The organism is Nocardioides sp. Soil777, assembly GCF_001428425.1.
Lineage (GTDB): Bacteria > Actinomycetota > Actinomycetes > Propionibacteriales > Nocardioidaceae > Nocardioides > Nocardioides terrigena.
The window spans coordinates 119,459-142,996 of sequence record NZ_LMSN01000019.1; the positions used below are offsets into that span (position 1 = coordinate 119,459).

The 23,538-nt window shown below is 72.7% G+C and carries 20 protein-coding genes; 9 read left to right on the forward strand and 11 right to left on the reverse strand.

Features of this window, described 5'->3' with window-relative positions; genetic code table 11:
• Positions 1 to 196 precede the first annotated feature (196 nt).
• Complete coding sequence (locus ASG88_RS18940) at positions 197 to 2,893, forward strand: GNAT family N-acetyltransferase (RefSeq protein WP_056889006.1); 2,697 nt, start codon at positions 197 to 199, stop codon at positions 2,891 to 2,893.
• A 10-nt stretch (positions 2,894 to 2,903) separates the two neighbouring features.
• Here ASG88_RS18940 and ASG88_RS18945 read toward each other — a convergent pair whose 3' ends face one another.
• The 3 genes from ASG88_RS18945 to ASG88_RS18955 form a co-directional block, all read right to left on the reverse strand.
• Complete coding sequence (locus ASG88_RS18945; protein WP_235534923.1) at positions 2,904 to 3,626, reverse strand: FAD-binding oxidoreductase; 723 nt, start codon at positions 3,624 to 3,626, stop codon at positions 2,904 to 2,906.
• Complete coding sequence (locus tag ASG88_RS18950) at positions 3,623 to 4,234, reverse strand: sulfite oxidase-like oxidoreductase (RefSeq protein WP_056889007.1); 612 nt, start codon at positions 4,232 to 4,234, stop codon at positions 3,623 to 3,625. The genes ASG88_RS18945 and ASG88_RS18950 overlap by 4 nt, the downstream gene beginning before the upstream one ends.
• Positions 4,235 to 4,297: 63 nt before the next feature.
• Positions 4,298 to 4,744, reverse strand: coding sequence for a cyclic nucleotide-binding/CBS domain-containing protein (locus tag ASG88_RS18955; protein ID WP_162259876.1), 447 nt, complete (start codon positions 4,742 to 4,744; stop codon positions 4,298 to 4,300).
• A 198-nt stretch (positions 4,745 to 4,942) separates the two neighbouring features.
• Between ASG88_RS18955 and ASG88_RS18960 the strand changes: the two genes are divergently transcribed.
• Positions 4,943 to 6,622, forward strand: coding sequence for a long-chain-fatty-acid--CoA ligase (locus ASG88_RS18960; RefSeq protein ID WP_056889009.1), 1,680 nt, complete (start codon positions 4,943 to 4,945; stop codon positions 6,620 to 6,622).
• Between the two features lie 108 nt (positions 6,623 to 6,730).
• Entirely contained in the window at positions 6,731 to 7,351 is a 621-nt protein-coding gene (locus tag ASG88_RS18965; RefSeq protein WP_056889010.1) for a YceI family protein, read from the forward strand.
• Positions 7,352 to 7,399: 48 nt separating this feature from the next.
• Here ASG88_RS18965 and ASG88_RS18970 read toward each other — a convergent pair whose 3' ends face one another.
• Both ASG88_RS18970 and ASG88_RS18975 read right to left on the reverse strand, forming a co-directional pair.
• Positions 7,400 to 8,065 carry a hypothetical protein gene (locus tag ASG88_RS18970; protein WP_200956503.1) on the reverse strand — a complete coding sequence of 222 codons (666 nt, stop codon included), beginning with the start codon at positions 8,063 to 8,065 and terminating at the stop codon, positions 7,400 to 7,402.
• A 308-nt stretch (positions 8,066 to 8,373) separates the two neighbouring features.
• Entirely contained in the window at positions 8,374 to 8,832 is a 459-nt protein-coding gene (locus ASG88_RS18975) for a DUF6325 family protein (protein WP_056889012.1), read from the reverse strand.
• 412 nt (positions 8,833 to 9,244) lie between these two features.
• Here ASG88_RS18975 and ASG88_RS18980 point away from each other — a divergent pair, with 412 nt between their 5' ends.
• Positions 9,245 to 9,484: a hypothetical protein gene (locus ASG88_RS18980; RefSeq protein ID WP_056889013.1), complete on the forward strand. Its 240-nt coding sequence runs from the start codon at positions 9,245 to 9,247 to the stop codon at positions 9,482 to 9,484.
• A gap of 33 nt (positions 9,485 to 9,517) precedes the next feature.
• On the opposite strand, the gene ASG88_RS18985 is transcribed toward ASG88_RS18980, so the two are convergent.
• Genes ASG88_RS18985 through ASG88_RS19005 form a run of 5 tightly spaced genes read right to left on the reverse strand, consistent with a single transcriptional unit; the run spans position 9,518 to position 14,593 of the window.
• Positions 9,518 to 10,597 (reverse strand): sulfite oxidase, encoded by a 1,080-nt coding sequence (locus tag ASG88_RS18985; protein ID WP_056889014.1) that lies wholly within the window; start codon positions 10,595 to 10,597, stop codon positions 9,518 to 9,520.
• A gap of 39 nt (positions 10,598 to 10,636) precedes the next feature.
• Positions 10,637 to 11,497 (reverse strand): enoyl-CoA hydratase/isomerase family protein, encoded by an 861-nt coding sequence (locus tag ASG88_RS18990; protein WP_056889015.1) that lies wholly within the window; start codon positions 11,495 to 11,497, stop codon positions 10,637 to 10,639.
• Between the two features lie 24 nt (positions 11,498 to 11,521).
• Complete coding sequence (locus ASG88_RS18995) at positions 11,522 to 12,868, reverse strand: Dyp-type peroxidase (protein WP_056889016.1); 1,347 nt, start codon at positions 12,866 to 12,868, stop codon at positions 11,522 to 11,524.
• A 16-nt stretch (positions 12,869 to 12,884) separates the two neighbouring features.
• Entirely contained in the window at positions 12,885 to 14,021 is a 1,137-nt protein-coding gene (locus ASG88_RS19000) for a DUF4331 family protein (protein WP_056889017.1), read from the reverse strand.
• Between the two features lie 26 nt (positions 14,022 to 14,047).
• Positions 14,048 to 14,593 (reverse strand): hypothetical protein, encoded by a 546-nt coding sequence (locus tag ASG88_RS19005; protein ID WP_157559830.1) that lies wholly within the window; start codon positions 14,591 to 14,593, stop codon positions 14,048 to 14,050.
• Between the two features lie 253 nt (positions 14,594 to 14,846).
• Between ASG88_RS19005 and ASG88_RS19010 the strand changes: the two genes are divergently transcribed.
• Complete coding sequence (locus tag ASG88_RS19010; RefSeq protein WP_056889019.1) at positions 14,847 to 16,964, forward strand: PP2C family protein-serine/threonine phosphatase; 2,118 nt, start codon at positions 14,847 to 14,849, stop codon at positions 16,962 to 16,964.
• A 3-nt stretch (positions 16,965 to 16,967) separates the two neighbouring features.
• On the opposite strand, the gene ASG88_RS24110 is transcribed toward ASG88_RS19010, so the two are convergent.
• Positions 16,968 to 17,102 carry a hypothetical protein gene (locus ASG88_RS24110; RefSeq protein WP_268791602.1) on the reverse strand — a complete coding sequence of 45 codons (135 nt, stop codon included), beginning with the start codon at positions 17,100 to 17,102 and terminating at the stop codon, positions 16,968 to 16,970.
• Between the two features lie 150 nt (positions 17,103 to 17,252).
• Here ASG88_RS24110 and ASG88_RS19015 point away from each other — a divergent pair, with 150 nt between their 5' ends.
• The 4 genes from ASG88_RS19015 to ASG88_RS19030 all read left to right on the forward strand — a co-directional run bounded on the left by ASG88_RS19015 (position 17,253) and on the right by ASG88_RS19030 (position 23,524).
• On the forward strand, positions 17,253 to 17,735 hold the full coding sequence (locus ASG88_RS19015; RefSeq protein WP_056889020.1) for a DUF6328 family protein: 483 nt from the start codon (positions 17,253 to 17,255) through the stop codon (positions 17,733 to 17,735).
• An 84-nt stretch (positions 17,736 to 17,819) separates the two neighbouring features.
• Positions 17,820 to 18,497 carry a hypothetical protein gene (locus ASG88_RS19020; RefSeq protein ID WP_056889021.1) on the forward strand — a complete coding sequence of 226 codons (678 nt, stop codon included), beginning with the start codon at positions 17,820 to 17,822 and terminating at the stop codon, positions 18,495 to 18,497.
• Positions 18,494 to 20,086, forward strand: coding sequence for a Y-family DNA polymerase (locus tag ASG88_RS19025; protein ID WP_235534925.1), 1,593 nt, complete (start codon positions 18,494 to 18,496; stop codon positions 20,084 to 20,086). The genes ASG88_RS19020 and ASG88_RS19025 overlap by 4 nt, the downstream gene beginning before the upstream one ends.
• A 27-nt stretch (positions 20,087 to 20,113) precedes the next feature.
• Positions 20,114 to 23,524: an error-prone DNA polymerase gene (locus ASG88_RS19030; protein ID WP_056889022.1), complete on the forward strand. Its 3,411-nt coding sequence runs from the start codon at positions 20,114 to 20,116 to the stop codon at positions 23,522 to 23,524.
• The last annotated feature ends 14 nt before the right edge of the window (positions 23,525 to 23,538 follow it).

The window sequence follows — 23,538 nt, forward strand, 5'->3', positions numbered from 1 at the left end:
GCACCGGTGTTTGGATCGATCCAACGTAACGACCGGAAGGAGCCTGCGGCCAATCGAAACACCCCGGAGAGGCGTCGACGTGGGGACACTCACAGTGTGTGACGGCGTGCCTCGACGCGCTCGTGCAGCCCGGGCCGGCGCCTGCGGTGGCCGCACGAGGCTGGCACACCGCCGCCGGCTCTGACACGTTGGTGACGTGACCTCCGAGGCTGGCCCGACCGTCGCCCCGCGGGACTGGAGCGCCGAGCCGGCGGACGTGCTGCTGGCCGACGGAACGATCGCCGTGATCCGATCCGCGCACGAGGACGACCGCGACGCCGTCCTCGATCTGCACGAATCGGTCTCGGAGGACACGCTGCGGCTGCGCTTCTTCTCCGCCAGCCGGGACGCCGGGCGCCGCTACGTCGACCACCTCTTCGCTCCCGACAACACCGCGTCGGCTGCGCTGGTCGCGCTCGTCCGCGGACGCGTCGCCGGCCTGGCGACAGCCGAGCTGCTCTCCCCGGACAGGGCCGAGGTGGCCTTCCTGATCGCCGACCAGGACCGTGGCCGCGGTCTGGGGAGCCTGCTGCTGGAGCACCTCGCCGCCCTCGGTCGGCGCCACGGGGTCAGCCGCTTCGAGGCCGAGGTCCTCGGCGACAACTACGGCATGCTGCGCGTCTTCCGCGCGGCCGGGTTCGCCGCGACCCGCAGGACGGTGGCCGGCGAGGTGGAGGTCGAGCTGCGCACGGACGTCTCCCGCGAGGCCGTGGAGGCGGCCGACCGGCGGGAGTGGCGGGCCGCCGCACGGTCCCTCCGTCCGCTGCTCCACCCGACCAGCGTGGCGGTCGTCGGCGTACGACGCTCCGCGGGCGGCTTCGGCCACGGCGTGCTCGAGGCGATCCGCAGCTCGCCGTACGCCGGGACGCTCCACGTGATCCACCCCGAGGCGGACTCGATCGACGGCCTCCCCACGAGCCGCAGCCTCGGCGACCTGGACGCCCCGGTCGACCTGGTCGTCGTCGCCGTTCCGGCCGACAGGGTGGCCGACGTGCTCCGCGACGCGGCCGCGAACGGCGCGGGCGCCGCCGTGGTCATCTCGTCCGGCTTCTCCGGCACCGGCAGCGACGAGCGTCGCCTGGAGCTGCTGGGGATCGCCCGCGCGCACAGCCTGCGCCTGGTCGGCCCCAACTCCCAGGGCGTCCTGGACAACGGTGACGGCCTCGACGCGACGCTGCTCCACGACGTGCCCGAGGTCGGCGGCCTGGCGGTGGCCTCCCAGTCCGGCGGCATGGGCTTCGCGCTCCTCGACCTCGCCCGCGACGTGGGCCTCGGGGTGCAGTCCTTCGTCTCGCTCGGCGACAAGCTCGACGTGTCCAGCAACGACCTGCTCGCCGCCTGGATGGAGGACGACCAGGTCGCGGCCGGTGCGCTCTACCTGGAGTCGTTCGGCAACGCCCTCAAGTTCGCTCGCACCGCTCGCCGCTTCGCCGAGCAGAAGCCGCTGCTGGCCGTGATCGGGGGCCGGTCCCGGTCCCGTCGGGACCCGACCGTCGCCTCCACCGTCGGTGTGGGCGTCGATGCGCTGCTCGACCAGTCCGGGGTGATCGCCTGCCGGACCGGTGCCGAGCTGACCGAGACCGCGCTGCTGCTCGTGGAGCAGCCGCTCCCCGCCGGGCTCCGGGTGTGCATCGTCTCCAACACGGGCGGCGTGGGCGCGCTCACGACCGACCGTGCCGACCTGCAGGGCATGATCGTCACGACGACCTCCGACGAGCTGGGTGCCGTCCTGCGCGCCGAGGTCCCCGGTGCGGTCGACGTCCGCAACCCGGTCGACCTGGGAGCCGACGTCACGCCCGGGGAGCTCACGGCCGCGCTGCGTGCAGTGCTCGAGGCCGGCGAGGCCGACGCCGTCCTGGTCCTGCTCGTCGCCAACCGGCTCACCGACCGCGACGCGCTGTTCGCGGCGGTCGGTCAGGCGCGGCCCTCGGGGGCCGACGTCCCGCTGCTCCTCGTCACCCCCGGCGCCGCGTTCGACACGGCGCGCGGCCTCGACGGCGTCGACGGCGTCACCGTCTTCCGCACGACCGATGCGGCGATCGGGGCGCTGGGTCGGGCGATGCGGTACGCCGCGTGGCGGCGTGTCCCGGCGGACCGCCCGGAGGTCGAGCTCGGCACCCGCGGCGTCCACGCCCGCACCTGGGTGCGGTCACGACTGGCCGCCCGCGAGGGCGAGCCGGAGTGGCTCGCCCCCTCCGCCCAGGCAGAGCTGCTGGCGCCCTACGGCATCCACCTCGTCGGCCGGCTCGCCGCCGGACTGGAGGAGGCCGAATCGGTCGCGGCGGAGATCGGCTACCCGGTGGCCGTCAAGGTGGCCGACCCGACGGTGCTGCACAAGTCCGACCGCGGCCTCGTCCGCATCGACGTGCGCACCGGCGACGACGTCGCCGATGCCGTACGACGCTTCGCCGAGGAGGTGGGCCACGACCACGTCGACGTGCTGGTGCAGCCGCTGGTGCTCGGGCACGTCGTCTCGGTGGGCCTCGTGCGCGACCCGCAGCTCGGCCCGCTGGTCCGGGTCGGCGGAGGAGCCCCGGGACCGGTCGGCACCTGGGCCGAGGAGGTGCTGCTGCTGCCACCCGTCGAGGCCGCCGACGCCGCCCGCGCCGTGCGTGCCCTGAGGATCTGGCCGCAGCTGGTCGGCGACCACGGCCTGGAGGAGGTGGACCTGGCCCCGCTCGAGGCGCTGTTGATGTCCGTGGGTCGGCTCGCCGTCGACGTGCCCCACGTCGCCGACCTCACGCTCGAGCCCGTGGTCCTCAACGCGCACGGGATCTTCTGCGTCGACGTGAAGGTCCGCATCGCCGAACCGCCCGAGCTCGACACGGGCGTCCCGCGGCGGCTCCGCTCCTGACGACCCTGGATCAGCCGGTGACGCCGAATCTCTCGACCCGGATCGCCTCCGGGCTCATGCCCGCATCGATCAGGAGGTTCTCGGCGAACTCGGCGAACCGGGCGGAGCCGCAGACGTACGCGACGTCGGCACCGGCGAGGAGCGGGGTGATCTCAGCCTCGGTCGGAGGGCCTGCCGGTCGGTCGCTCGTGGCGTGCCGGGTGAAGGCGGTCGCGGCACCCGCTTGCGCGAGCTCCTCGGCGTACGGCAGGTCCTCTGGGCTGCGCCCGACGGCCATCACGCGAAGCAGGTCGGGACGGCCGAGGTGTCGTGCCGCACGCAGCATGGCGACCGCCGGGACGACGCCGGTGCCACCGACGAGGCACACCGCCGGGGTGTGGGTGTCCCACCTGAACCAGCGCCCGATCGGGCCGCGCAGCTCGAGGACGTCGCCGACCTCGGCCACGTCGGCGAGGAACTCCGAGACCTCCCCGTCCGGGAGCCGCTCGACGAGGAACTCCACGAGCGGGTCGCTGTCGTCGGACGCGACGGAGTAGGACCGCTGGGCGGTGTAGTCGTCGGGGGCACGCAACCGGATGAGGTAGTGCTGTCCGGGCCAGTGGCGTTGCCGGTCGTCGACGTGCATGCGGAGCCGCACGAGGTGCGGGGCGGGGAGGTCCTTGGTGATGATGCGTCCGGTCGTCCACGCCGTCGCACCCGTGCCGCCCGGCTCGAAGGACTCGTCCCCGCTCACGGATCACCCTGGTAGCGCTGCTCGAGCCACGGGTCCCCGCGGTCGTGGTAGCCGTTGCTCTCCCAGAACCCGGGGCGGTCCTCCGCCGTCAGCTCGAGACGGCTGATCCACTTCGCGGACTTCCAGAAGTAGAGGTGCGGGACCAGCAGCCGCACCGGCCCTCCGTGCTCCGGGGTCAGCGGTCGCCCGTCGTACTCCCACACGACCCATGCCTTGCCGCCGGTGACGTCCGACAACGGCAGGTTGGTCGTGTAGCCGGTCGTGGAGTGGGCCATCACGAAGCCCGCCTCCGCCCGGGGTCCGGCGGCCTCGAGGAGGCTGTCGACCGAGACACCGCCGAACGCCACGTCGAACTTCGACCAGGTCGTCACGCAGTGGATGTCACCGCGGTACGTCGACCGCGGCAGCTGCTGCACCGTGTCCCAGGTCCAGGTCGTCGGCCGGTCCACGAGGCCGTCGACACCCAGGGTCCAGGACTCGCGGTCGATCCGCGGGGTCGCCTCGGCCGTCAGGACCGGCCAGTTCCCACCGACGTCGTACTGCCCGGGAGGCAACCGGCCTGCGGGGCCGTCGGGTCGACGTCGGAAGAAGCCTCGCGTCACCGGCATCGGGCGCTCCTCTGGGATGGGGTGGCCGACGTGCTGTCGACGACAGCCTACGTGCGCACGGCCTCACTCCTGCCGCACCACGACCCGGGTCCCGCTCGGAACCACCACCACGTCCTCCTCGTGCGACGCGACGTCGAGGAGCACCGCGAAGATGTCGCGCATCGAGACGAAGCCGGCGATCTTCTCCTCGTCGACGACCGGCAGGTGCCGGATCTCCGCCTCGAGCATCCGCCGGGCCGTGTCGAGGATCGGGTCGTCCTGGTGGGCGGTCACCAGGTCGGTGGTCATCATCTCCGCGGCCGTCACGTGCTCCGGGTTCGCCCCCTGTGCGAGGTGGTTCACGACGTCGCGCTCGGACACGACACCGGCCAGGTGTCCGTTCTCCACGACGCCCACGGCACCGATGCCGTCGGCTGCGAGCGACTCCGCGACCTCCCGCAGGGAGGCCTCACCGGGCACCGTGGCCACCGGCCACACCATGATGCGGGCGACCACATCGGTGGGGTGCATGCTGCGTCTGCTGCTGGTGTACATGGTGGCCTCCACGGGTCGATGCCCTGTTGCTGATGGCCCCAGCCTCCACCCTCGACGGACCCAGGATCAGGGGACTTGGTCCTCAGCGGGTGGACCGAACTGCTCCCGGCACCGGGGCGATACGTTGGCTCCAGTCGCGCACCCCGTCACGCGACACAGGACGTGAGGAACGCCGTGTCGGCTCGAGAGCCCCTCTGGGCAGACTCCTACGCACCCGGGGTGCCCCTGCACCTCGACTACGGCGACACCACGGTGCTCGACCTGTGGGAGCGCTCGGCGCAGCACCACCCCGACCGTCCCGCGCTGGACTTCCTCGGCCGTGCCTCGACCTACGCCGAGGTCGACGACGAGGTACGCCGCGTGGCGGGCGGGCTGCACGCACTCGGCGTACGTCCCGGCGACAACGTCGCCCTGGTCATGCCCAACTGCCCGCAGAACGTGATCGCGTTCTTCGCGGTGCTGCGGCTCGGTGCCGCCGTCGTGGAGCACAACCCCCTCTACACCGCCGCCGAGCTGCGGCACCCGTTCGTCGACCACGGCGCCCGGGTGGCGATCGTGTGGGACAAGGTGGTGCCCGTCATCGAGGCGCTCAGGGCCGGTTCGGCCCTGGAGCACGTGATCGCCGTGGACATGACCACGCGGTTGCCGTGGCGCAAGCGACTCGCGCTGCGGCTGCCGATCCCGAAGGCACGTGCGGCCCGGGACCAGCTGACCGCCCCGGCCCCGGAGGCCATGCAGTGGGCCGAGCTGGCCTCGGCAGCACCGCTGGCCGACTCGCATCCCCGCCCCGGCAAGGACGACGTCGCGCTGCTGCTCTACACCTCCGGAACGACCGGGGTGCCGAAGGGGGTGCCGCTGCTGCACCGCAACCTCGTCGCCAACGTGGTCCAGGGTCGCGCCTGGGTGTCGGGGCTGCAGGAGGGCAGGGAGTCCTTCCTGGTGGCACTGCCGTTGTTCCACGCCTACGGCGTCACGGTCAGCGTGCTGCTGGGCGTTGCCCTGGCCGCAAAGCTGGTGCTGCTGCCCAAGCCCGAGATCGGCCTGATCATGGACGCGATCTCGCGCGAGGTGCCGAGCTTCGTGCCCGCAGTGCCGCCTCTCTACCAGCGCATCGTCGACGAGGCGGAGCGCCGCCATGTCTCGATCACCGGCATCCGCTATGCGCTGTCGGGCGCGATGCCGCTCCCCGCCGCCCTCGTGGAGCGCTGGGAGTCCGCCACGGGCGGGCTGCTGGTCGAGGGGTACGGCCTGACCGAGACGTCACCGGTCATCGTGGGCAACCCGATGTCCGGCGCGCGCCGCCCGGGCGCGATCGGGGTGCCCTTCCCCGACGTGGAGATCCGCATCGCGGACTCCGAGGACCTCGACCACGACGTCCCCCTGGGTGAGCGCGGCGAGCTGCTGGTGCGCGGCCCGCAGGTCTTCTCCGGCTACCGCGGACTCCCGGAGGAGACGGCAGCCGCCTTCCACGACGGGTGGTTCCGCACGGGAGACGTGGTGACCATGTCGCCGGACGGGTTCCTGACGATCGTCGACCGGATCAAGGAGATCATCATCACCGGCGGCTTCAACGTCTATCCCTCGGAGGTGGAGGGGGTCCTCCGTACCCACGCCGGGGTCGTGGACGTGGCGGTCGTGGGCCTCCCCCACGAGGACGGCGGCGAGGAGGTCGTCGCCGCAGTGGTGCTGGTCGAAGGGGTCCCGGTGCAGCCGGAGGAGCTGCGGGCCCACACCCGGCAGGAGCTGACGCCCTACAAGGTGCCGCGGCGGGTCGTCTTCATGGACGAGCTGCCGGTCAACCCGATGGGCAAGGTCCTGCGCCGCGAGGTGGTGGCCCGGATCCGGGAGCACTGAGCCCCGCACCCGGCACGTGACCCAGATCACGGCGGGGCGGGAATGAACCAGACAGGTGAGGACTTCTATTACTTGAAGCGTCAACCAATCCCTCTGTCTGGAGTTCCCATGTCGTTCTTCCGCCGCAAGCCCAAGACCACCGCCGCCGCCCCCGCGGCCGCTGCCCCCGCCGCCGTGGCCGTCGTCGAGAGCGGCTCCGTCGTCACCGGTGACTACGCCGTCGACGCCAGCCACAGCCGCCTCGGCTTCTCCGCCCGCCACGCCATGGTCACCACCGTGCGCGGCGACTTCACCGACTTCGAGGGCACCGCCCACGTCGACGCCGAGACGCCCGCCAACTCCAGCGTCCGTCTCACCATCCGCACCGCGAGCATCAACACCGCCTCCGCGGACCGCGACGGCCACCTGCGCTCGGGCGACTTCTTCGACACCGAGACCCACCCCGAGATCACCTTCGTCTCCACCGACGTCGAGCGTGACGGCACCGACTGGACCATCTCCGGGGACCTCACGATCAAGGGCATCACCCGTCCCGTCACCATCCCCTTCGAGGAGAACGGCACCGCCGTCGACCCCTTCGGCAACACCCGCGTCGGCTTCGAGGGTGCGACCACGATCAACCGCAAGGACTGGGACCTGACCTGGAACGCCGCCCTCGAGACCGGCGGCGTCCTCGTCTCCGAGAAGATCAAGCTCGAGTTCGACGTCTCCGCGATCAAGAGCGCCTGACGCTCGGCAGGTGGGGCTCGCGCACCTCGTCGTGCGGCCGACCGGCCGTCAGGGGGTGACCTCGCGGGCCTCACCGACCGTGTCGACCACCGGGTGCCTGGGCGGGGTGAACAGGATCGCCAGGCTGACCACCAGCACCCACGCGGGGAAGAGCAGCTGGGTCCACACCTGCTCCCCGGCGGACAGGAACAGCATGAGCGCCACCAGGTACCCGAGGTAGGAGACCCAGCGCGGCATCGCTCCCGTGCGCATGCCGACGGTGCTCACCGAGAGGGTGAAGACCGCCGCCATCCGCATCGCGTACACCGAGACGAGCACCTGCGTGCTGCTGCGGCCGAACGCCCACACGTCAGGGTTGGCGTTCGGCCCCTCCACCATGCTCAGCAGGCTGCTGGTGGTCACGGCACTGATGAAGATCATGGCGAGGAAGAGCAGCCCGCTGCCGAGGAACACCGTCGAGAACAACCGGTCCTCCATCGCGCCCAGCTGGTCACGGACGACGCCGATGAACCACAGGAACGCGATGCCGGCGAACGGCACCAGGTTGAGGCTCGTCCGGATGAGACCCCGCCGGTCCGCGTCGGACTGCAGCGACGTGAAGCTCCCGCCGGACACCGCCATGCGCATCATGACCATGGCCGCGATGAGCAGCACCGCGAAGGCGAGGCCCGCCACTGCTGCTGCGCGTCGGCTCCGCCACAGGCTCCGGGTCACTTCGGGCGGGTGTGCGCCACGGACCATGGAGCACCTCCGTGGCGTGCGATGAGGAGACGTGGAGGATGGCGATCGCCGGTCGAGCGCGGGCTGCCGGGCGATCCGGGTGAGGGCCGACGCTCAGGTCGGCCCCCTCACGTGGTGGAACGGATCAGCGACGGCGGTCGCGCCGGTCCTCGCGGCGATCGCCTCGGTCGTCGCGGCGGTCCTCGCGTCGGTCGCCTCGACGGTTGATGCCGTGTGCGACCACGACGGCCCCGCCCACTGCGGCGACCGTCCTTCTCCTGCGCCTGGCTGCCATGGGCATGTCAGTCTCCTTCCTCGTCGGTTTCTGCGGCGTCGGCCTCTGCGGCCGCGATCACTGCCTGGATCGGGATTCGACCGCTGGCGGCCAGCTGGCCACCGGCGCGACGCACGGCCGACCCGAAGGGTGCGGCCCACAGGTTCTCCCACACCAGGACGGCGGCCGAGCTGCCGGGCTCGATGGTCTCGACGAGGTCGATGACGTCCTGCTCGCTGAGCAGCATCGCCAGCTCCGTCTCGTAGGCGCGCAGCTCGCCGATCTCGCTGTCCTCCATGTCGGTGACCTCGAGGACCTCGAATCCTCCGTCGAGGTCCTTGGTCAGGAAGATCAGGTCCAGGACGCGTATCAGCTCACGGTCGACGAGGTCCTTCAGGATCGGGGCGATCTCGCCGGTGAGCTTGGTCTCCGGGAACTCGACGACGATCCAGTCGACCGGGCCGAGCTCGTCGATGTTGATGCTCATGCATGACTCCTCTCGTGCTCGGTGTTCTGCAGACCGGGGGTTCGAGGCCCGCCTCTCAGGTATCCCAGCGCCGAGGACGGTTGGCCAAGTGCCGAAGGTCCCGAGCCCGTGCCCGTGCCGGCGAGAGGGGCTCGAGGGGTCGGGACCTTCGGCTCTGCCACGCCACCGGGACCGGTGGTGGGATTCGTACAGACGCACCGGGCGGGCCCCACCCGCCGTCGCCACCGCGATCGGAGGATGGGCATGATCTGGCTGATCCTCGCGTTCCTCGGCGTGCCCCTGTGGCTGTGTGCCCTGGGCATCGCTGCCCTGGTGCTCCGCAACCGCGCTCTTCGCAACCGGTTCGGGGACCTGCCGGTGCGGGTGCTCCGGGCCCGGCCACACCCGGTGGACCCGAGGGCACGGCGTCTGGGTGAAGGACGTGTTCGCCTGGCGAGGCAGTCCCGCCGCCTGGACCGAGCAGCTGGTGCCCGTCGAGTCGGTGGAGGCGCGGCCGGCAACGAAGGCCGAGCTCGCGTCGCTGCGTCGACTGGGCGAGAGTCCGGCGCTGGCGGTGCTCACCGCGACGGACGGTACGACGCTCGTCGTGGCGACCGCGTCAGAGCAGCGGACGGCGCTCCTGGGCCCGTTCGCCCCTGAACCGGTCACCTGATCCGCCCGCCGGTGTGGGTGCCGCGCGCCGCGCTCAGGCCCGGTCGACGTAGATGACCTCGACGGCGTTGTTCCCGTAGCCGAGGCGGTTCCACGGGGGCACCTCGGGTTGCACGTTGCCGGCGGCGTCGGTCGCCCTCGCCCGCAGGGTGTGGCGCCCGACGCCGATCGCGTCCCAGGTGAAGCGCCACTCCTGCCAGTGGTGGTCGCTGGTCGCGGCTTCGAGATGCGCGGGCTGCCAGTCGCCCTCGCCGGTGAGGCTGACCTCGACGCGGGTCACGGGACCGGTGCCCGACCAGGCCTTGCCCCGGACGGTGTACGTCGCCCGGTCGATGACCGACCCGGGTCGCGGGTCGGTGATGCGGGCACGCACGCGCATCAACGAGACGGGCTCGTGGGGGCGGTCCGGCCACTCGTAGATGTAGTGCCCCGTCTGGAACTCACCGGAGTACGGCTCGGTGAGGACGTCCAGGCGCTTCAGCCACTTCACGGACGCGACGGCGTACCAGTGCGGCACGATCAGCCGGAACGGAGCGCCGTGGTCGCGGCCGAGGGGCATCCCGTTCATCTCGTAGGCGATGAGGATCCCCGACGCGGGATCGGTGGCCTGCTCGATCGGGAGGGACCGGGTGAAGGACAGGTTGTCCTGGTCGGTCTCGGGCAGGATCGCCTGGAGGTGGTACGGACCGTGGTCGGCCCCCTGCGCGAGGAGCTCGACCCCCCGCGCGTCCGGCGCGACCCTGGCCAGGACCTCGTGCAGGGGGACGCCGGTCCAGCGCGCCGTCGAGACGGCGAAGTCGCCCCAGGGCTCCCCGGTGGGCAACGGCCGCATCTCCAGGCGACCGTTGCCCGCGCACTCGAGGGTGACGGTGGCGTCGTGGGCCGGCATCGACCGCAGGTCGTCGAGGGTCAGCCTCGTCGGGGCGCCGACCGCTCCGCCGATCTCCAGGACACCGTCGTGCTCCGGCACGGCGAAGTTGCTGCGCACGTAGTGCAGCTCGGTGGGGGTGATCTCACCGAGCAGGGCCTCCGGTGGTGCCTCCGCGTTGTACGGCGCGGGGTTGATCATCACGAGCGACGCGCGGGCCGCCTCGAGATCGTCAGCAGCAGTCATGGGACCAGCCTCCTTGGGACGGGTGAGGACGAGGACGTCTCAAAAGTCGGAGTCGTCGAAGGTCGGTTCGCGACCGTCGTTGAAGGCACCGATGCCCTCGACGCGGTCGGGATGGACGGCCGAACGCCAGTGGGCGTCCATCATGATCGCGATCGCCTGCTCGACCGGTTGACCCTCGCCCAGCTGCACCGCACGCTTCACCGACTGCACGGCGGTCGGTGAGTTGGCGGCGATCTTGTCGGCGATGCGCAGCGCCGCCGGCATCAGCTCACCGGGGTCGTGGAGCTCGTTGACCATGCCGAGCCGGTACGCCTCCCGGGCATCGACGGGGTCTCCGGTCATGAGCATCTGCAGGGCCTTGCCGCGGGGCAGCAGACGCGGCAGCAGCGCCGGCGAGCCGCCGCCGGCCGCGAGTCCCAGCATGGCCTCGGGCTGCCCGAAGGTCGCACTGGTCGAGGCGATGATGAAGTCGGTGCTCTGGGCCAGCTCGCAGCCGCCGCCGTACGCGATCCCGTTGACGGCGGCGAAGATCGGCTTGCGCAGCTGCCGGACCGTGTAGAGGGTGCGGTCGAAGGCCTGGCGTTGGCGCAGCCAGTCCTCCTTGGTCATGGCCTTGCGTTGGCGCAGGTCGCTGCCCACCGAGAAGGCGCGGTCGCCGGCGCCGGTGAGGACGACCACGCGCACCGCCGTACGCACGGCGACCTCCTCGACGACCTCGGTCAGCAACGCGCCCATCTCGGTGGTGATCGCGTTGTCGGCGTGCGGCCGGTTCAGGGTGATCCGGGCGACCCGCCCGTCGGACAGGTAGTCGAGGAGCACGGGCGCCTCGGTCTCCTCGACGTCGGGGGCGGGCGGCCCGAAGTCGAGCGCTGCCCAACGGTCGGTGGGTGGTGAGCTCATCGTGCGTCCTCTCTGTGGAGCAGGTCAGGTGTCCAGCTCGGCGAGCCAGCGCAGCGCGCTCAGGCTCGGCGCGAAGCAGTACTCACCGCCACGGGTGATCACGAACGGCGGCAGGTCGTGCAGCTTCCGGCGGATCGGGCGCTGCGGGATCGTGAAGCTGCTGGGGTCGTGGTGAGGGCCGACGAGGGGGTCGGACTCGAGCGGGGCGCCGATGAAGATGCCGTCGTTGAGCCACTGCGTCTTGACGAACTCGAACTGACGCTTGAGGTGGGCGCCGGCGAAGACGAAGACGATGCCCCGGTCGACGCCGTCGTCCTCGGTCACCCCGTCGGGCAGCATCGGCCCGTAGCTGGTGCCCCGTCGGATCATCCGGTGCAGCCGGACGTCCACGCTGCCCTCGTCGTCGAGGGCGTCGCGCGGGTTCGCCCGGCGCGCGTGGGCACCCACCGGGCACTTGAACCCGCGGGGGTCGTCGCCGAAGCCGAAGTCGTTGTTGCGCCGTGGGTCTCCCCCGAGCTCCGGGTCGTCCGCGTCGGGCGAGACCGCGAGGGGTGCGCCGCTCTGCCAGCGCCCGACCATCTTGGCCCCGAGCAGGTCCTCCTCGGCCCGGGTCGCGGCCCGGGCGCGGAGATAGCTGCGGTACGCCGCCACCTTGGTGTGCAGCTTGCGGAACACGACGTACGTGCCGTTGCGTCCCAGCACGTCGGGGCTCGGCATGGGCGGCAGCTCTCCCGTCTCGTCGGGATAGCCGAGGATGATCTCGCCGGCCCGCAGTGGCCGCTCGCGGGCATCCGTGGCAGGTCGCCCGCTCCCCTCCACCGCAGGCTGGCCGATGCCGTCCTTGAAGCCGAACGACGTCCGCCCGGTCGCGAGCTGGTAGCAGTCCTGGCGCCAGACCAGGTCGATCCCGGGGAGCTCGGCGTGGGCCGCGCGGGCCTTCTCCGCGACGGCAGCGAGCCGGTCCTCGTCGGAGGACAGGACGGCGATGGCGACGTGCACGTCGTCGGTGCCCAGGGGCTTCTCCCACTGGTCGGGAGCACTCTCGCCCGTGTCCCCCAGGATCTCGGCCCGGGCCGCCATCCCCTGACGGAACTCGGGTGCGAACGTGTCCAGGGACTCTTGCGGCACCCCGAGCGCCTCGAGCCCGCGGTAGGTGAAGGCGACCGTCAGCGAGGTCTCACCGCCTCCGTCGGCACCCCCGGCCGGGTTGACGATCCGGTGCAGCCGACGGACGAGCTCACGACCGTCGGCGCGGTCGGCGATGCGCAGGAGCAGGTAGGTGCCGACGTAGGGAGAGGGGCGCTCGTACAACGCGCCGGCCTGGATGTCCTCGAGCTCCAGGGTCACACCCGGGGTGGCGTCCACCCGCATCACGCACCTTCCATGCTCAGTGGTGCTCGGGCGGCTCGGGCGGGTCCGGGTTCGGCCGCGCCAGGTACGGGAAGGCGTCGGTCCCCGGACGGGTGGCGCCGTCGACGCCGTCGCGGATCGTGGGGCCGCGGCCGGCGTTGACGAGCTGGGTGAAGATCGTGTCCATCACGTCGTCGTTCAGGGTCCGGCCCCCGCACGTCGCGTGGGGCTCACCTCGTCGGGCGGCCAGCTCGATCTCGAGGAACGACCCCGTCTCCACGTAGGGCCTGGTGATGTCGAGGACGAGGTGGTCGGCGAGCACCAGGTCGGTGAGCGGGTGGCTGCCGTCCTCGCCGACCGGCCAGTCCTGGGTGCCGTCGAGGCCGTCCCAGAAGGCGAGGTTGGCGTCGAGCCGGGCCCGGAAGGCGCCTGCGTAGGAGTCGCCGAGGTGGAACGCGTCCTCCATGTTGTAGAGGTCGCGGATCTCCAGGTCCCTGTTGACCGGATCGAACTCCTTCGGGGCAAGCATCATGTTCTTGACCTCGGGGCGGCCGACCCGCTCGATCCGGACGTTGAACTCGCCGCGGGTCAGGGTCTCGGCGACGACCCCCACGAGCTCCCAGCCCGGCAGGAAGCCGGTGTCGAGCTCGATGACGAGGCCCAGCACGTTCTTTCCGTCCAGGAAGATCGAGCCGGGATCGGTGAACGCGAGCTTCCGCGTCGCGATCGTGGCCAGGGCCGCGCGGGCGTCCATGATGAACGGGTCCCACCGGACACCGGCGAAGACCCTCAGGCCGCGCCCCTCACCACCTGCCTCGTCGTTGACGAGGAAGGACACCTGCTCCCCACCGGGTGTCACGCACGTCCCCCGTTGCCGATGCTCACCCGTCCCGTCCGCCACGTGCTCCGGCGCGTCGAACACGCAGTCGAGCACCAGCTCCTCGTCGCCGGGCACGAAGCCCCACCCGGACCCGTCGTCCGAGCGCGTGAGCGGCCTCAACCGGAAGCGGTAGAGCAGACCGGCGGAGAACAGCGCGTCCGGCGCTGCCATCGGCAGGGTGTTGACGACCAGCACGAGGCGCCCCGCGGTCTCGGGACTGGGGAAGGCATAGACGTCGGTGATGTCCGCGATCGGGTCCGAGAGGGCGCGGGGTCCGGAGATGTGGTCAGACACAGCGGCACCTCCACGCCCGCACGCCGCTAATCGGCGGCCTCGTCCAGCAGGGGCTGCAGAGCCGGGTGGGCCAGGGCCTCGGCGGCCTGAGGATGGTCGAGCACCTGCTGGAACGCCGCACTGACGCGCTGCGCCTTGCGGATCTCCTTGACCGTGCCCGGGTAGTTGCGGGCGTACGCCGCCGCCGGCTGCTCGGCGCCGAGGACGAAGGCTCGCACGGCCGCCAGGTCGGGGAGCCCGTCGTACCCCTCGACGTGTCGGAAGATCACGTCGAACAGGGCCAGGGTCGGCCCGGAGGTGAAGAAGTCCTCCATGTAGGCGTCCCACGGTCCGTCGAAGCTGGTGATGAAGGCGAGCCGGGTGTCGTCGTCGAACAGCACGAACCGGGCCTCGTGGATCGTCTGGATCGCCATCCCGTAGTCACCGGGGCGATAGCCCGGCGTCCCCTGCAGCTCCAGGAGGGCGGCCCGGAGGGAAGGCCCCTGGCCGTCCAGGACCCGGAAGAACAGGCTGAACTCGCTCGTCGGCCCGACACGCATTCCGGGCTCGGTGGTCTCCGCGTCTGCTGCCATCGTGAGCCGCCTCCACGCTCCCCCGCACCGTTGGCAGCGCACCGCCACGAGCGGATCCCGGCTGGAGGGACCCAGCCGATGTCGACACTAGGCGTCCCCGTCGCGGGTCGTCCCCACCCGCTTAGGGTGAGCCCGCACGTACTTCCGGAGAACCGCGACCGGGCGGCCCCGACGGGATTATCGTGGGCACACGGTCATCAGTGCGGCGCCCGCGACCGGCTGACCCTGGCGCCCCGGAGATCCGAGGGACACCGTGGCCTCACCCACCCCAGCGCGCGGCGAGCCCGGGGGCCTGTCCTGGGTCACCGGGGTGCTGCTGCTCGGGGTGATGATCGCCGTGGACGTCGTCCTCGGACGCCAGATCAACGGCGCCTACGCCGGCGCGGCCGTGCTGACCGCGATCAACGCGGACCTGCGCCGCACGGCAGGCGTCGCCGGCCTGACCCTCGTGGCCTCGATCGCGTCCGGCGTCTGGAACGACAACCTCGGCGAGCGCGACTGGGCCATCCGCTTCGCCACCTGCGTGCTCATCTGCGGCCTGGCCCTGCTGGCCGCCCGGGCCAACACCGCCCGTCGCGAACGCCTCGTCCGCACGACGACCCTTGCACAGCGAGTGCTCGACGCCCTCGCCGTGGAGCTGACCGGCGCCCGCACGGTCAAGGACGTGGCGGAGGGGTTCGTCGGCCACACGATGGGCACCCTGGGCGCCACGTCGGCCATGGTGCTCACCCTGGACGCCGACGGCGTGCTGAGGACCCTCACGTGGCACGGGCGGTCCGGGAGCGGGGCGGACCACTATCAGGAGGTCCCGCTCACCAGCGACCTGCCCGGCGCGGTCGCGGTGCGCGAGGGCAGGGACGTGCACTACCGGTCGGTCAAGGAGATCGTGGCTGCCTTCCCCGACCTGGCCGGCTACTACTCGACCGACCGCAGCCTCCACCTGCTCCCCCTCCACAGGGACGGCACGACGTACGGGCTCCTGGCCATCACCTTCCCCCCGGACCTCTTCACGCCGCACGAGGACGGGTTCCTCCACTCGCTCGCGGGGGCCCTCACCAGTGCCGTACGCCGCGCCGCTGAGCTCCAGGACCACGATGCCGCCACGCAGCGCACCGTCCTGCTCGCCGAGGCCTCGATGAGCCTGTCCCGCAGCCTCGACATGGACACCACGGTCACGGAGGTCGGTCGACTCCTCGTGCCGCGCTTCGCGGACTGGTGCTCGCTCCAGCTCCTCCGCGACGGCCGGCTCGAGACCGTGTCCCTCCAGCACCGTGACCCCGACACCACGGAGTGGGCACGCTCGCTGATGGGAGCCTTCCCGACCCGGATGGACGCACCCGAGGGGTCCGCCCTCGTCGCGCGCACCGGGCAGACGGAGATCTACCCGTTCATCCCCGCCGAGCTCATCGAGGCGTCCGCCACCAGCGCCGAGCACCTGGAGCTCCTCCAGGGGCTGGGCCTCACCAGCGCCATCATCGTGCCGCTCATCGGGCGCGACGGCGTGGTGGGGACGCTCACGCTCATCCACGCCGAGTCGGGCCGACGCTACGGCGAGGAGGACGTCGCCTTCCTCGAGGCGGTGGCCGACCGGGTGGCCGTCGCCCTGGACACGGCCGCCACCTTCGAGCACCAGTCCGAGCGGCTCGCCGGAGTGACCCTGGTCGCCGAGGCCGCGCAGCGTGCCATCCTGGCACCACCGCCCGCCCGGGTCGGGCCGGTGGCCCTGTCCGCCCGCTACCTGTCCGCGGCCGTCGAGGCACAGATCGGCGGCGACCTCTACGAGATCGTCCCCGGCCCCTCGTCCGTGCGCATGCTGGTCGGCGACGTGCGGGGCAAGGGCCTCGCCGCCGTCCGCACCGCGACCGTGGTGCTCGGTGAGTTCCGGGCGGCCGCCGCCGGCACCGGCGACGTCGCCCACGTGGCCCGGGAGATCGATCGCCGCATCCTGCCCTACCTGCCGGACGCCGAGGACTTCGTGACCGGGATCCTCGTCGACATCCGTGCCGACGGCTGCTTCGACGTCGTCTCGTGCGGACATCCCGCGCCGGTCCTGCTGTCCGCCCGGGGCGTGGTCGAGGCGATCGCCCTGGACCACTCACCGCCGCTCGGCCTCGGCGTCGATCCCGTGGTCGGCCGCGGCAGGCTCGCCCCCGGGGACCGCCTGCTGCTGTTCACCGACGGGCTGATCGAGGCCCGCTCGCCCGGTGGCGGCTTCGTCGACCCGACGCCGTTCCTGCCTTCGGTGGGCCGGTCGGACTTCGGCACGGCGCTGGACGGCCTGCTGGCGTCGCTGAAGGAGGCCGCGGGCCACGCCCTCGACGACGACCTGGCGCTGCTGCTCGCCTGCTACGACCCCGAGGGCGCGACGTAGCCGTCAGGTGCGCGCGTCGTACGCCGGGAGCTCGGTGCCGGTCAGCTTGCGGTAGATCCGGTCGGCCTCCTGCTCGCACTCCCAGAAGTCGCGCTCGGAGAATCCCATGGCCTGTCGCATCGCGTCGATCAGCTCCACCGTGCACCTGCTTTCGTCGTCAGCTGCCCCTCGGGGAGTGGGACGACCGAGGAGCGCATTCATGACACGACGAGTCGAAGGTGATCTGCAGATCCCCCCAGGGGTGGTCGGACCGCGCTCGGCGCGTCGCGGACGTCGTACGCTCGGAGCGTGACGCAAGGCCACGACGAGGGCCGGAGCGAGACCCGCGAGGAGCGCGCCGACCGCAACTGGATCGACCTGCTGCAGGAGCTGCGGGTCAGCCAGACCGGCGTGCAGCTCTTGGCGGGCTTCCTGGTGACGCTCCCCTTCCAGTCCGGCTTCGGCGACCTCGACGCCTTCCAGCGACGGTGGTACGTCGGCTTGCTCGGGCTCGCCTTCCTGACCGTCGGGGTGACGTTGTCGCCCGTGGCCATCCACCGGCGCCTGTTCCGGGACGGGAGCAAGCCCGAGCTCGTCCACGCGGCCCACCTGCTGACCGAGCTGGCCCTCGCCCTCATCGCCCTGCTGCTGGCGGGCATCGCGTTCCTCGTCGTCGACGTGGTGCTCGACCGGAGCGCCGCGGTCGTGGCCGGCACGCTCTCGCTGCTCGTGCTCCTGGTGCTGCTGGTAGGTCTGCCTCGCCTCGTGGCGCACCGGGCGGACTCGCGCTGACCCTGTGTACGGTGGCGCCCTCGTCACCTGTCCACCGGTGGGCGCGCGCTTGACGGACTCGAACACGTGTTCGATCATGGACGCATGTCGTCCGCCCGCTCCGTCACCCCGCTCGACCCCGGGCGTTCGGTGGTCGAGCAGCTGCGCGAGCGCATGGTCGCCATGGAGGGCCGGACCGCACGCCAGCCCGTGGCGACGTTGCCCGGGCTCGCCGACCTCGTGTCGCTGCAGGCCGGCTCGACGTACGCCGTCGACTCCGCCTCGCTCGCGCTCGCGCTGGCCGCCGGAGCCTCCCGGGCCGGGGAGTGGATCGGCTTCGCCGGGTGCGCCGACTTCGGTGCCGAGGCGGCCGCCGAGCTGGGCATCGAGCTGTCGCGCACCGTGCTGGTCCCGGACCCGGGCGAGCACTGGCTCGAGGTGACGGCGGCGCTGGTCGACGTGCTCCGGGTCGTGGTGCTGCGGCCCCCGGCCTCCGTCGACGAGAAGACGGCGGGGCTCCTCGACTCGCGCCTGCGGACGCGCTCCTCGGTGCTGGTGGTCCACGGCGACTGGCCGCGGGTGGAGGCCAGGGTCGGCGTCGAGGCCTCCGACTGGGACGGTCCGGCGGCCGGCACCGGGCACCTGCGGGAGCGGCGTGGTCGCGTCGTCGTACGCCGCGGAGCGCGCCCGCCGCGGCGGGAGGACCTGACCTGGCCGGGGGTGCACCGGGTCGAGCCACGCGTCGACCGCCAGGTGCGCGAGATCCGCCAGGCGTCCGGGTGAGCCTGGCGATGAGGGTCATGGTGGTCTGGTGCCCCGACTGGTCGGTGGTGGCCGCGCTCGACGAGGCCGGACGGTCCAACCGCTCCCCCGCCGCCGTGCTCTCCGCCAACGTCGTCGAGGTGTGCAACGGCCCCGCCCGCAGCGAGGGCGTGCGGCGCGGACAACGCCGACGAGACGCCCAGTCCCGGTGCCCCGAGCTGGTGCTGCTGCCGGCCAACCCCGACCGTGACGCCCGGGCCTTCGAGCCGGTCCTGGCCCTCGTCGAGGACCTGCGTCCCGGGGTGGCCGCGCTGCGCCCCGGCCTGCTCGCCGTGCGAGCCCCCGGCAGCTGGTACGGCACCGAGACCGCGGCCGCCGCGACGGCGTGCCAGGCCCTGGTCGAGGGCGGCGTCTGGGACGTGCGGGTCGGCATCGCCGACGACCTCTTCACCGCCGAGCAGGCGGCTCGCACCTCCGAGGTCCAGTCGTGGGTGGTCGTCCCGGCCGGCGGTTCCGCGTCGTTCCTGCGCGGCCTGCCCGTGCACGTGCTGCAGGACGACGGCAGCCGGGGCCGGGAGCTGGTCGGCCTGCTGCAGCGGCTCGGCCTCCGTACGCTGGGCGACCTGGCCGACCTGCCGGGTGACGCCGTCGAGCACCGGCTGGGCAGCTACGGCGCCGAGGTCCGGCGGCGGGCCCGCGGAGAGGACCGCGCCCTCTTCGCCGCCCGCACCCCTCCCCCCGAGCTCGACGCCGACGTGTCGTTCGAGCCGCCCCTGGACTCGGTCGAGGCGATCACGTTCAGCGTGCGCACCACCGCCGAGCGGTTCGTCTCGCAGCTGGCGCACCACCAGCTCGTCGCCACCGGGGTGCGCGTCGAGGCCGAGGCCGACGGGGTCGTCTGCTCGTCCCGCGCGTGGCTGCACCCGCGCCACTTCGGTGCCCGCGACCTGGTCGACCGGGTGCACTGGCAGCTGCAGGGGGCGGGAGTCGGCGGCTCGCTGCGCGCGCGCAAGCAGTCCGGCACGGTGCGTGCCCCGATCGACCGGGTCCGCTTCGTGCCCGAGGTGGTCGAGCCGGCGGCCGCCCACGGCGAGGCGCTGTGGGGTGCGGCGTCCGACGACCTCGTCGAGCGGGGCGTGGCCCGGGTGCAGGGCATGGTCGGTTTCGACGCCGTACGCCGTCCGGTGCTGCAGGGCGGTCGCAGCCCCGCGGCCCGGCAGGCGCTGGTGCCGTGGGGCGAGCGCGCGGTCGACCTGCGCCCGGTCGACCGGCCGTGGCCGGGTCGGGTGCCGGGGCCCGCCCCGGTCCGCGTGTTCGCGACGCCACCGGTCGCCGAGGTCGTGGACGACGCGGGCCGCGAAGTCTGCGTCACCGACCGGGGCGTGGTCACCGGCGAGCCCCGGCGCTTCCGTGTCGGGGGCGGCGCAGGAGGGCAGGGCCTGCCGTGGCAGCCGGTGACCGCCTGGGCCGGGCCGTGGCCCACCGACGAGGGCTGGTGGTCGGGAGGGTCCGGCCCCAGCGCCCGCTTCCAGCTGGTCGGGGCCGACGGACGGGCCTGGCTGCTGCTGCGTGGGCCGGAGGGCTGGTCCCTGGAGGCCGGTTATGACTGACCGACGTCTCGCCGAGGGGGCGCGCTGATGGGCTGGAACAACCCCGCCATGCACTGGAAGGAGCTCGAGCGCCGGCTGAGCGGCCTGCCGGGGGCCGACGACGCGCCGGTGTCCCGACGCAAGCGCGCCTCCACCGAGGCCAGGTCGATCGAGCGACCCGCGGCCGTCACGCCGTACGCCGAGCTGCACTGCCACAGCCACTTCAGCTTCCTCGACGGGGCCAGCTCCCCCGCCGAGCTCGTCGAGGAGGCCGTGCGCCTCGGCCTGCACGCCCTCGCGGTCACCGACCACGACGGCTTCTACGCCGCGCCGATGCTCGCCGAGGCCGCGGCGGCGTACGCCCTGCCCACCGTCTTCGGCGCCGAGCTGTCCCTCGACCTCACCGCGCCGCAGAACGGCGTGCCCGACCCCGAGGGGAGCCACCTGCTGGTGCTGGCCCGGGGGGTCGAGGGCTACCACCGGCTCGCCGCCGCGATGACCGACGCCCACCTGCGCGGCGACGAGAAGGGCCGCCCCCACTACGACCTCGACGACCTGGCCGAGCGCGGCCGCGGTCACTGGGTGGTGCTGACGGGGTGCCGCAAGGGCACGGTCCGGCAGGCGCTCGCACAGGGCGGTGAGGGCGCGGCCGGCTTGGCTCTCGACCGGCTGACGGCCCTCTTCGGACCCGAGCACGTCCTCGCCGAGCTCTCCCCGCGCCCCGGCGCCGACGCCACCAACGAGTCGCTCGTCCGGCTGGCCGCTGCCCGCGGCCTCGACGTCGTCGCGGCCGGCAACGTCCACCACGCCACGCCCCGGAAGCACCGGCTGGCCTCGGCGATGGCCGCGGTGCGCGCTCGCCGCAGCCTGGCCGAGCTGGACGGCTGGCTCGACCTGTCCGGCTCGGCCCACCTGCGCAGCGGCGCCGAGACGGCCGCGGCGCTCGCGGCGTACCCCCACGACATCGGACGCAGGGCGGTCGCGCGCAGCGTCTCGCTCGCCGACGAGCTGGCCTTCGACCTGCGCAAGGCGTCGCCCGCGCTGCCCAAGCGGCAGATCCCCGACGGCCACACCGCGGACTCGTGGTTGCGGGTGCTCGCCGAGCGTGGCTTCACCGAGCGGTACGCCGGTGTGCCCCACGAGCGTGAGGCGCGCGAGCGCCTCGAGCACGAGCTGCGGGTCATCGCGGACAAGGACTTCGCCGGCTACTTCGTCATCGTCCACGACATCGTCGCCTTCGCCCGCGAGCAGCGCATCCTGTGCCAGGGCCGGGGATCCGCGGCGAGCTCCGCGGTCTGCTACGCCCTCGGGATCACCGCGGTCGACGCCGTCTTCTACCGGCTGCCCTTCGAGCGGTTCATCTCCGCCCACCGCGACGAGGAGCCCGACATCGACGTCGACTTCGACTCCGACCGGCGCGAGGAGGTCATCCAGTGGGTCTACGACACCTACGGTCGCCGCAACGCCGCCCAGGTCGCCAACGTCATCACCTACCGGCCGCGGATGGCGGTGCGTGACGCCGCGAAGGCGCTCGGCTTCTCCCCCGGCCAGCAGGACGCCTGGTCCAAGCAGATCGACGGATGGCAGTCCGTGGTGGCAGGAGACCAGGGCGACCCGGCTGCCCACGACGTCCCGCCGAGCGTCGTGGCGCTCGCCGAGGAGCTGATGGGTGCCCCCCGCCACCTCGGCATCCACTCCGGCGGGATGGTCCTCACCGAGCGGCCGATCGGCGAGGTCTGCCCGATCGAGCGGGCCCGGATGGACCGCCGCACCGTGCTGCAGTGGGACAAGGACGCCTGCGAGTCGATGGGCCTGGTGAAGTTCGACCTGCTCGGCCTGGGCATGCTCGGCGCGCTCGACCACATGATGCGCCTGGTCGCCGACCACCTGGGCGAGCAGTGGGACCTCGCGACGATGCCCAAGGAGGAGCCCGCGGTCTACGACATGCTCTGCCGGGCCGACTCGATCGGGGTGTTCCAGGTCGAGAGCCGGGCCCAGATCGGCACGCTGCCGCGACTGCGCCCGCGCGAGTTCTACGACCTCGCCATCGAGATCGCCCTCATCCGCCCCGGCCCTATCCAGGGCGGCGCCGTCCATCCCTACGTACGCCGGGCCACCGGGCAGGAGGCGGTCACCTACGACCACCCCGAGCTCGTCCCCGTGCTGGAGCGCACCAAGGGCGTGCCGTTGTTCCAGGAGCAGCTGATGGCGATGGCGGTCACCCTGGGCGACTGCAGCCGCGACGACGCCGACCTGCTGCGGCGCGCCATGGGCTCAAAGCGCGGTGTCGAGCGCATCGAGTCGGTCAAGCAGAAGCTGTACGCCGGCATGGAGCGACGCGGGATCACCGGCGACCTGGCCGACTCGATCTACGTCAAGATCCTCTCCTTCGCCAACTTCGGCTTCGCCGAGTCGCACGCCCTGTCCTTCGCGCTGCTGGTCTACGCCTCGTCCTGGTTCAAGCTGCACTACCCGGCGGCGTTCCTGGCCGGCCTGCTGCGCAACCAGCCGATGGGCTTCTACTCCCCGCAGTCGCTGGTCGGCGACGCGCGGCGGCACGGGGTCGACGTACGCCGTCCGGACGTCACCCGGTCCGCGGCACAGGCCGACCTCGAGGCGGTCGTGACCGGCCCGGTCGCCGCCACCGGGATCGACGGGTGCTGCCGGCCCCGATTCGAGCGCGTCGAGTGGGTGCCGGGCACCCCGGACCCGGTCCCCGCCCACCGGCGGGACGGCGCGCTGGCCGTGCGGCTGGGGCTCGACTCGGTGCGCGGCATCGGCCTCGAGGTGGCGCGCCGGATCGTCGCCGCCCGCGACGAGGCGCCGTTCACCGGCATCACCGACCTGTCCCGCCGGGCGGACCTGACCACCGGCCAGCTCGAGGCGCTGGCCACGGCGGGCGCGTTCGACGCGTGGGGGCTGGACCGCCGGGAGGCCCTCTGGGCGGCGGGCTTCGCCGAGGGCGCCGAGCACCTGCCCGGCACCACCCCGTCCCCGGCCTCGCCCACCCTGCCCGGCATGAGCGAGCCGGAGATCACCCTGGCCGACCTGTGGGCCACGGGGGTCTCGCCCGAGCGGCACCCGATCGATCACCTGCGCGCCGACCTGCGCCGCGCCGGAGTCCGGTCGGTCGCCGAGCTCGACGACGTCGAGCACGGGCGCCGTGTCCACGTGGGTGGGCTGGTCACCCACCGCCAGCGTCCGGGCACCGCCATGGGCGTCACCTTCCTCAACCTCGAGGACGAGACGGGCATGCTCAACGTCGTGTGCTCGATCGGGGTGATGAAGGCCCACCGGCACGCCGCCCGCAACCGCGTGGCCGTGGTCATCCGTGGGCGGCTCGAGCGCAACGAGGGCGTCACCAACCTCGTCGCCGACCGGGTTGAGGCCATCGACGTCGTCGTGCCGGGGGCGGACGCCGTGCTGCAGGCGCGGGCGTCGTCGCGCGACTTCCGCTAGCCGCGCCCGCGCTC

Coding starts and splice junctions, on each gene's coding strand:
- ASG88_RS18950 (WP_056889007.1), bottom strand. CDS start 4,234: ATGCCGGTGACGCGAGGCTTCTTCCGACGTCGACCCGACGGCCCCGCA.
- ASG88_RS18955 (WP_162259876.1), bottom strand. CDS start 4,744: ATGCACCCCACCGATGTGGTCGCCCGCATCATGGTGTGGCCGGTGGCC.
- ASG88_RS18965 (WP_056889010.1), top strand. CDS start 6,731: ATGTCGTTCTTCCGCCGCAAGCCCAAGACCACCGCCGCCGCCCCCGCG.
- ASG88_RS18975 (WP_056889012.1), bottom strand. CDS start 8,832: ATGAGCATCAACATCGACGAGCTCGGCCCGGTCGACTGGATCGTCGTC.
- ASG88_RS18985 (WP_056889014.1), bottom strand. CDS start 10,597: ATGACTGCTGCTGACGATCTCGAGGCGGCCCGCGCGTCGCTCGTGATG.
- ASG88_RS18990 (WP_056889015.1), bottom strand. CDS start 11,497: ATGAGCTCACCACCCACCGACCGTTGGGCAGCGCTCGACTTCGGGCCG.
- ASG88_RS18995 (WP_056889016.1), bottom strand. CDS start 12,868: ATGCGGGTGGACGCCACCCCGGGTGTGACCCTGGAGCTCGAGGACATC.
- ASG88_RS19005 (WP_157559830.1), bottom strand. CDS start 14,593: ATGGCAGCAGACGCGGAGACCACCGAGCCCGGAATGCGTGTCGGGCCG.
- ASG88_RS19020 (WP_056889021.1), top strand. CDS start 17,820: ATGTCGTCCGCCCGCTCCGTCACCCCGCTCGACCCCGGGCGTTCGGTG.
- ASG88_RS19030 (WP_056889022.1), top strand. CDS start 20,114: ATGGGCTGGAACAACCCCGCCATGCACTGGAAGGAGCTCGAGCGCCGG.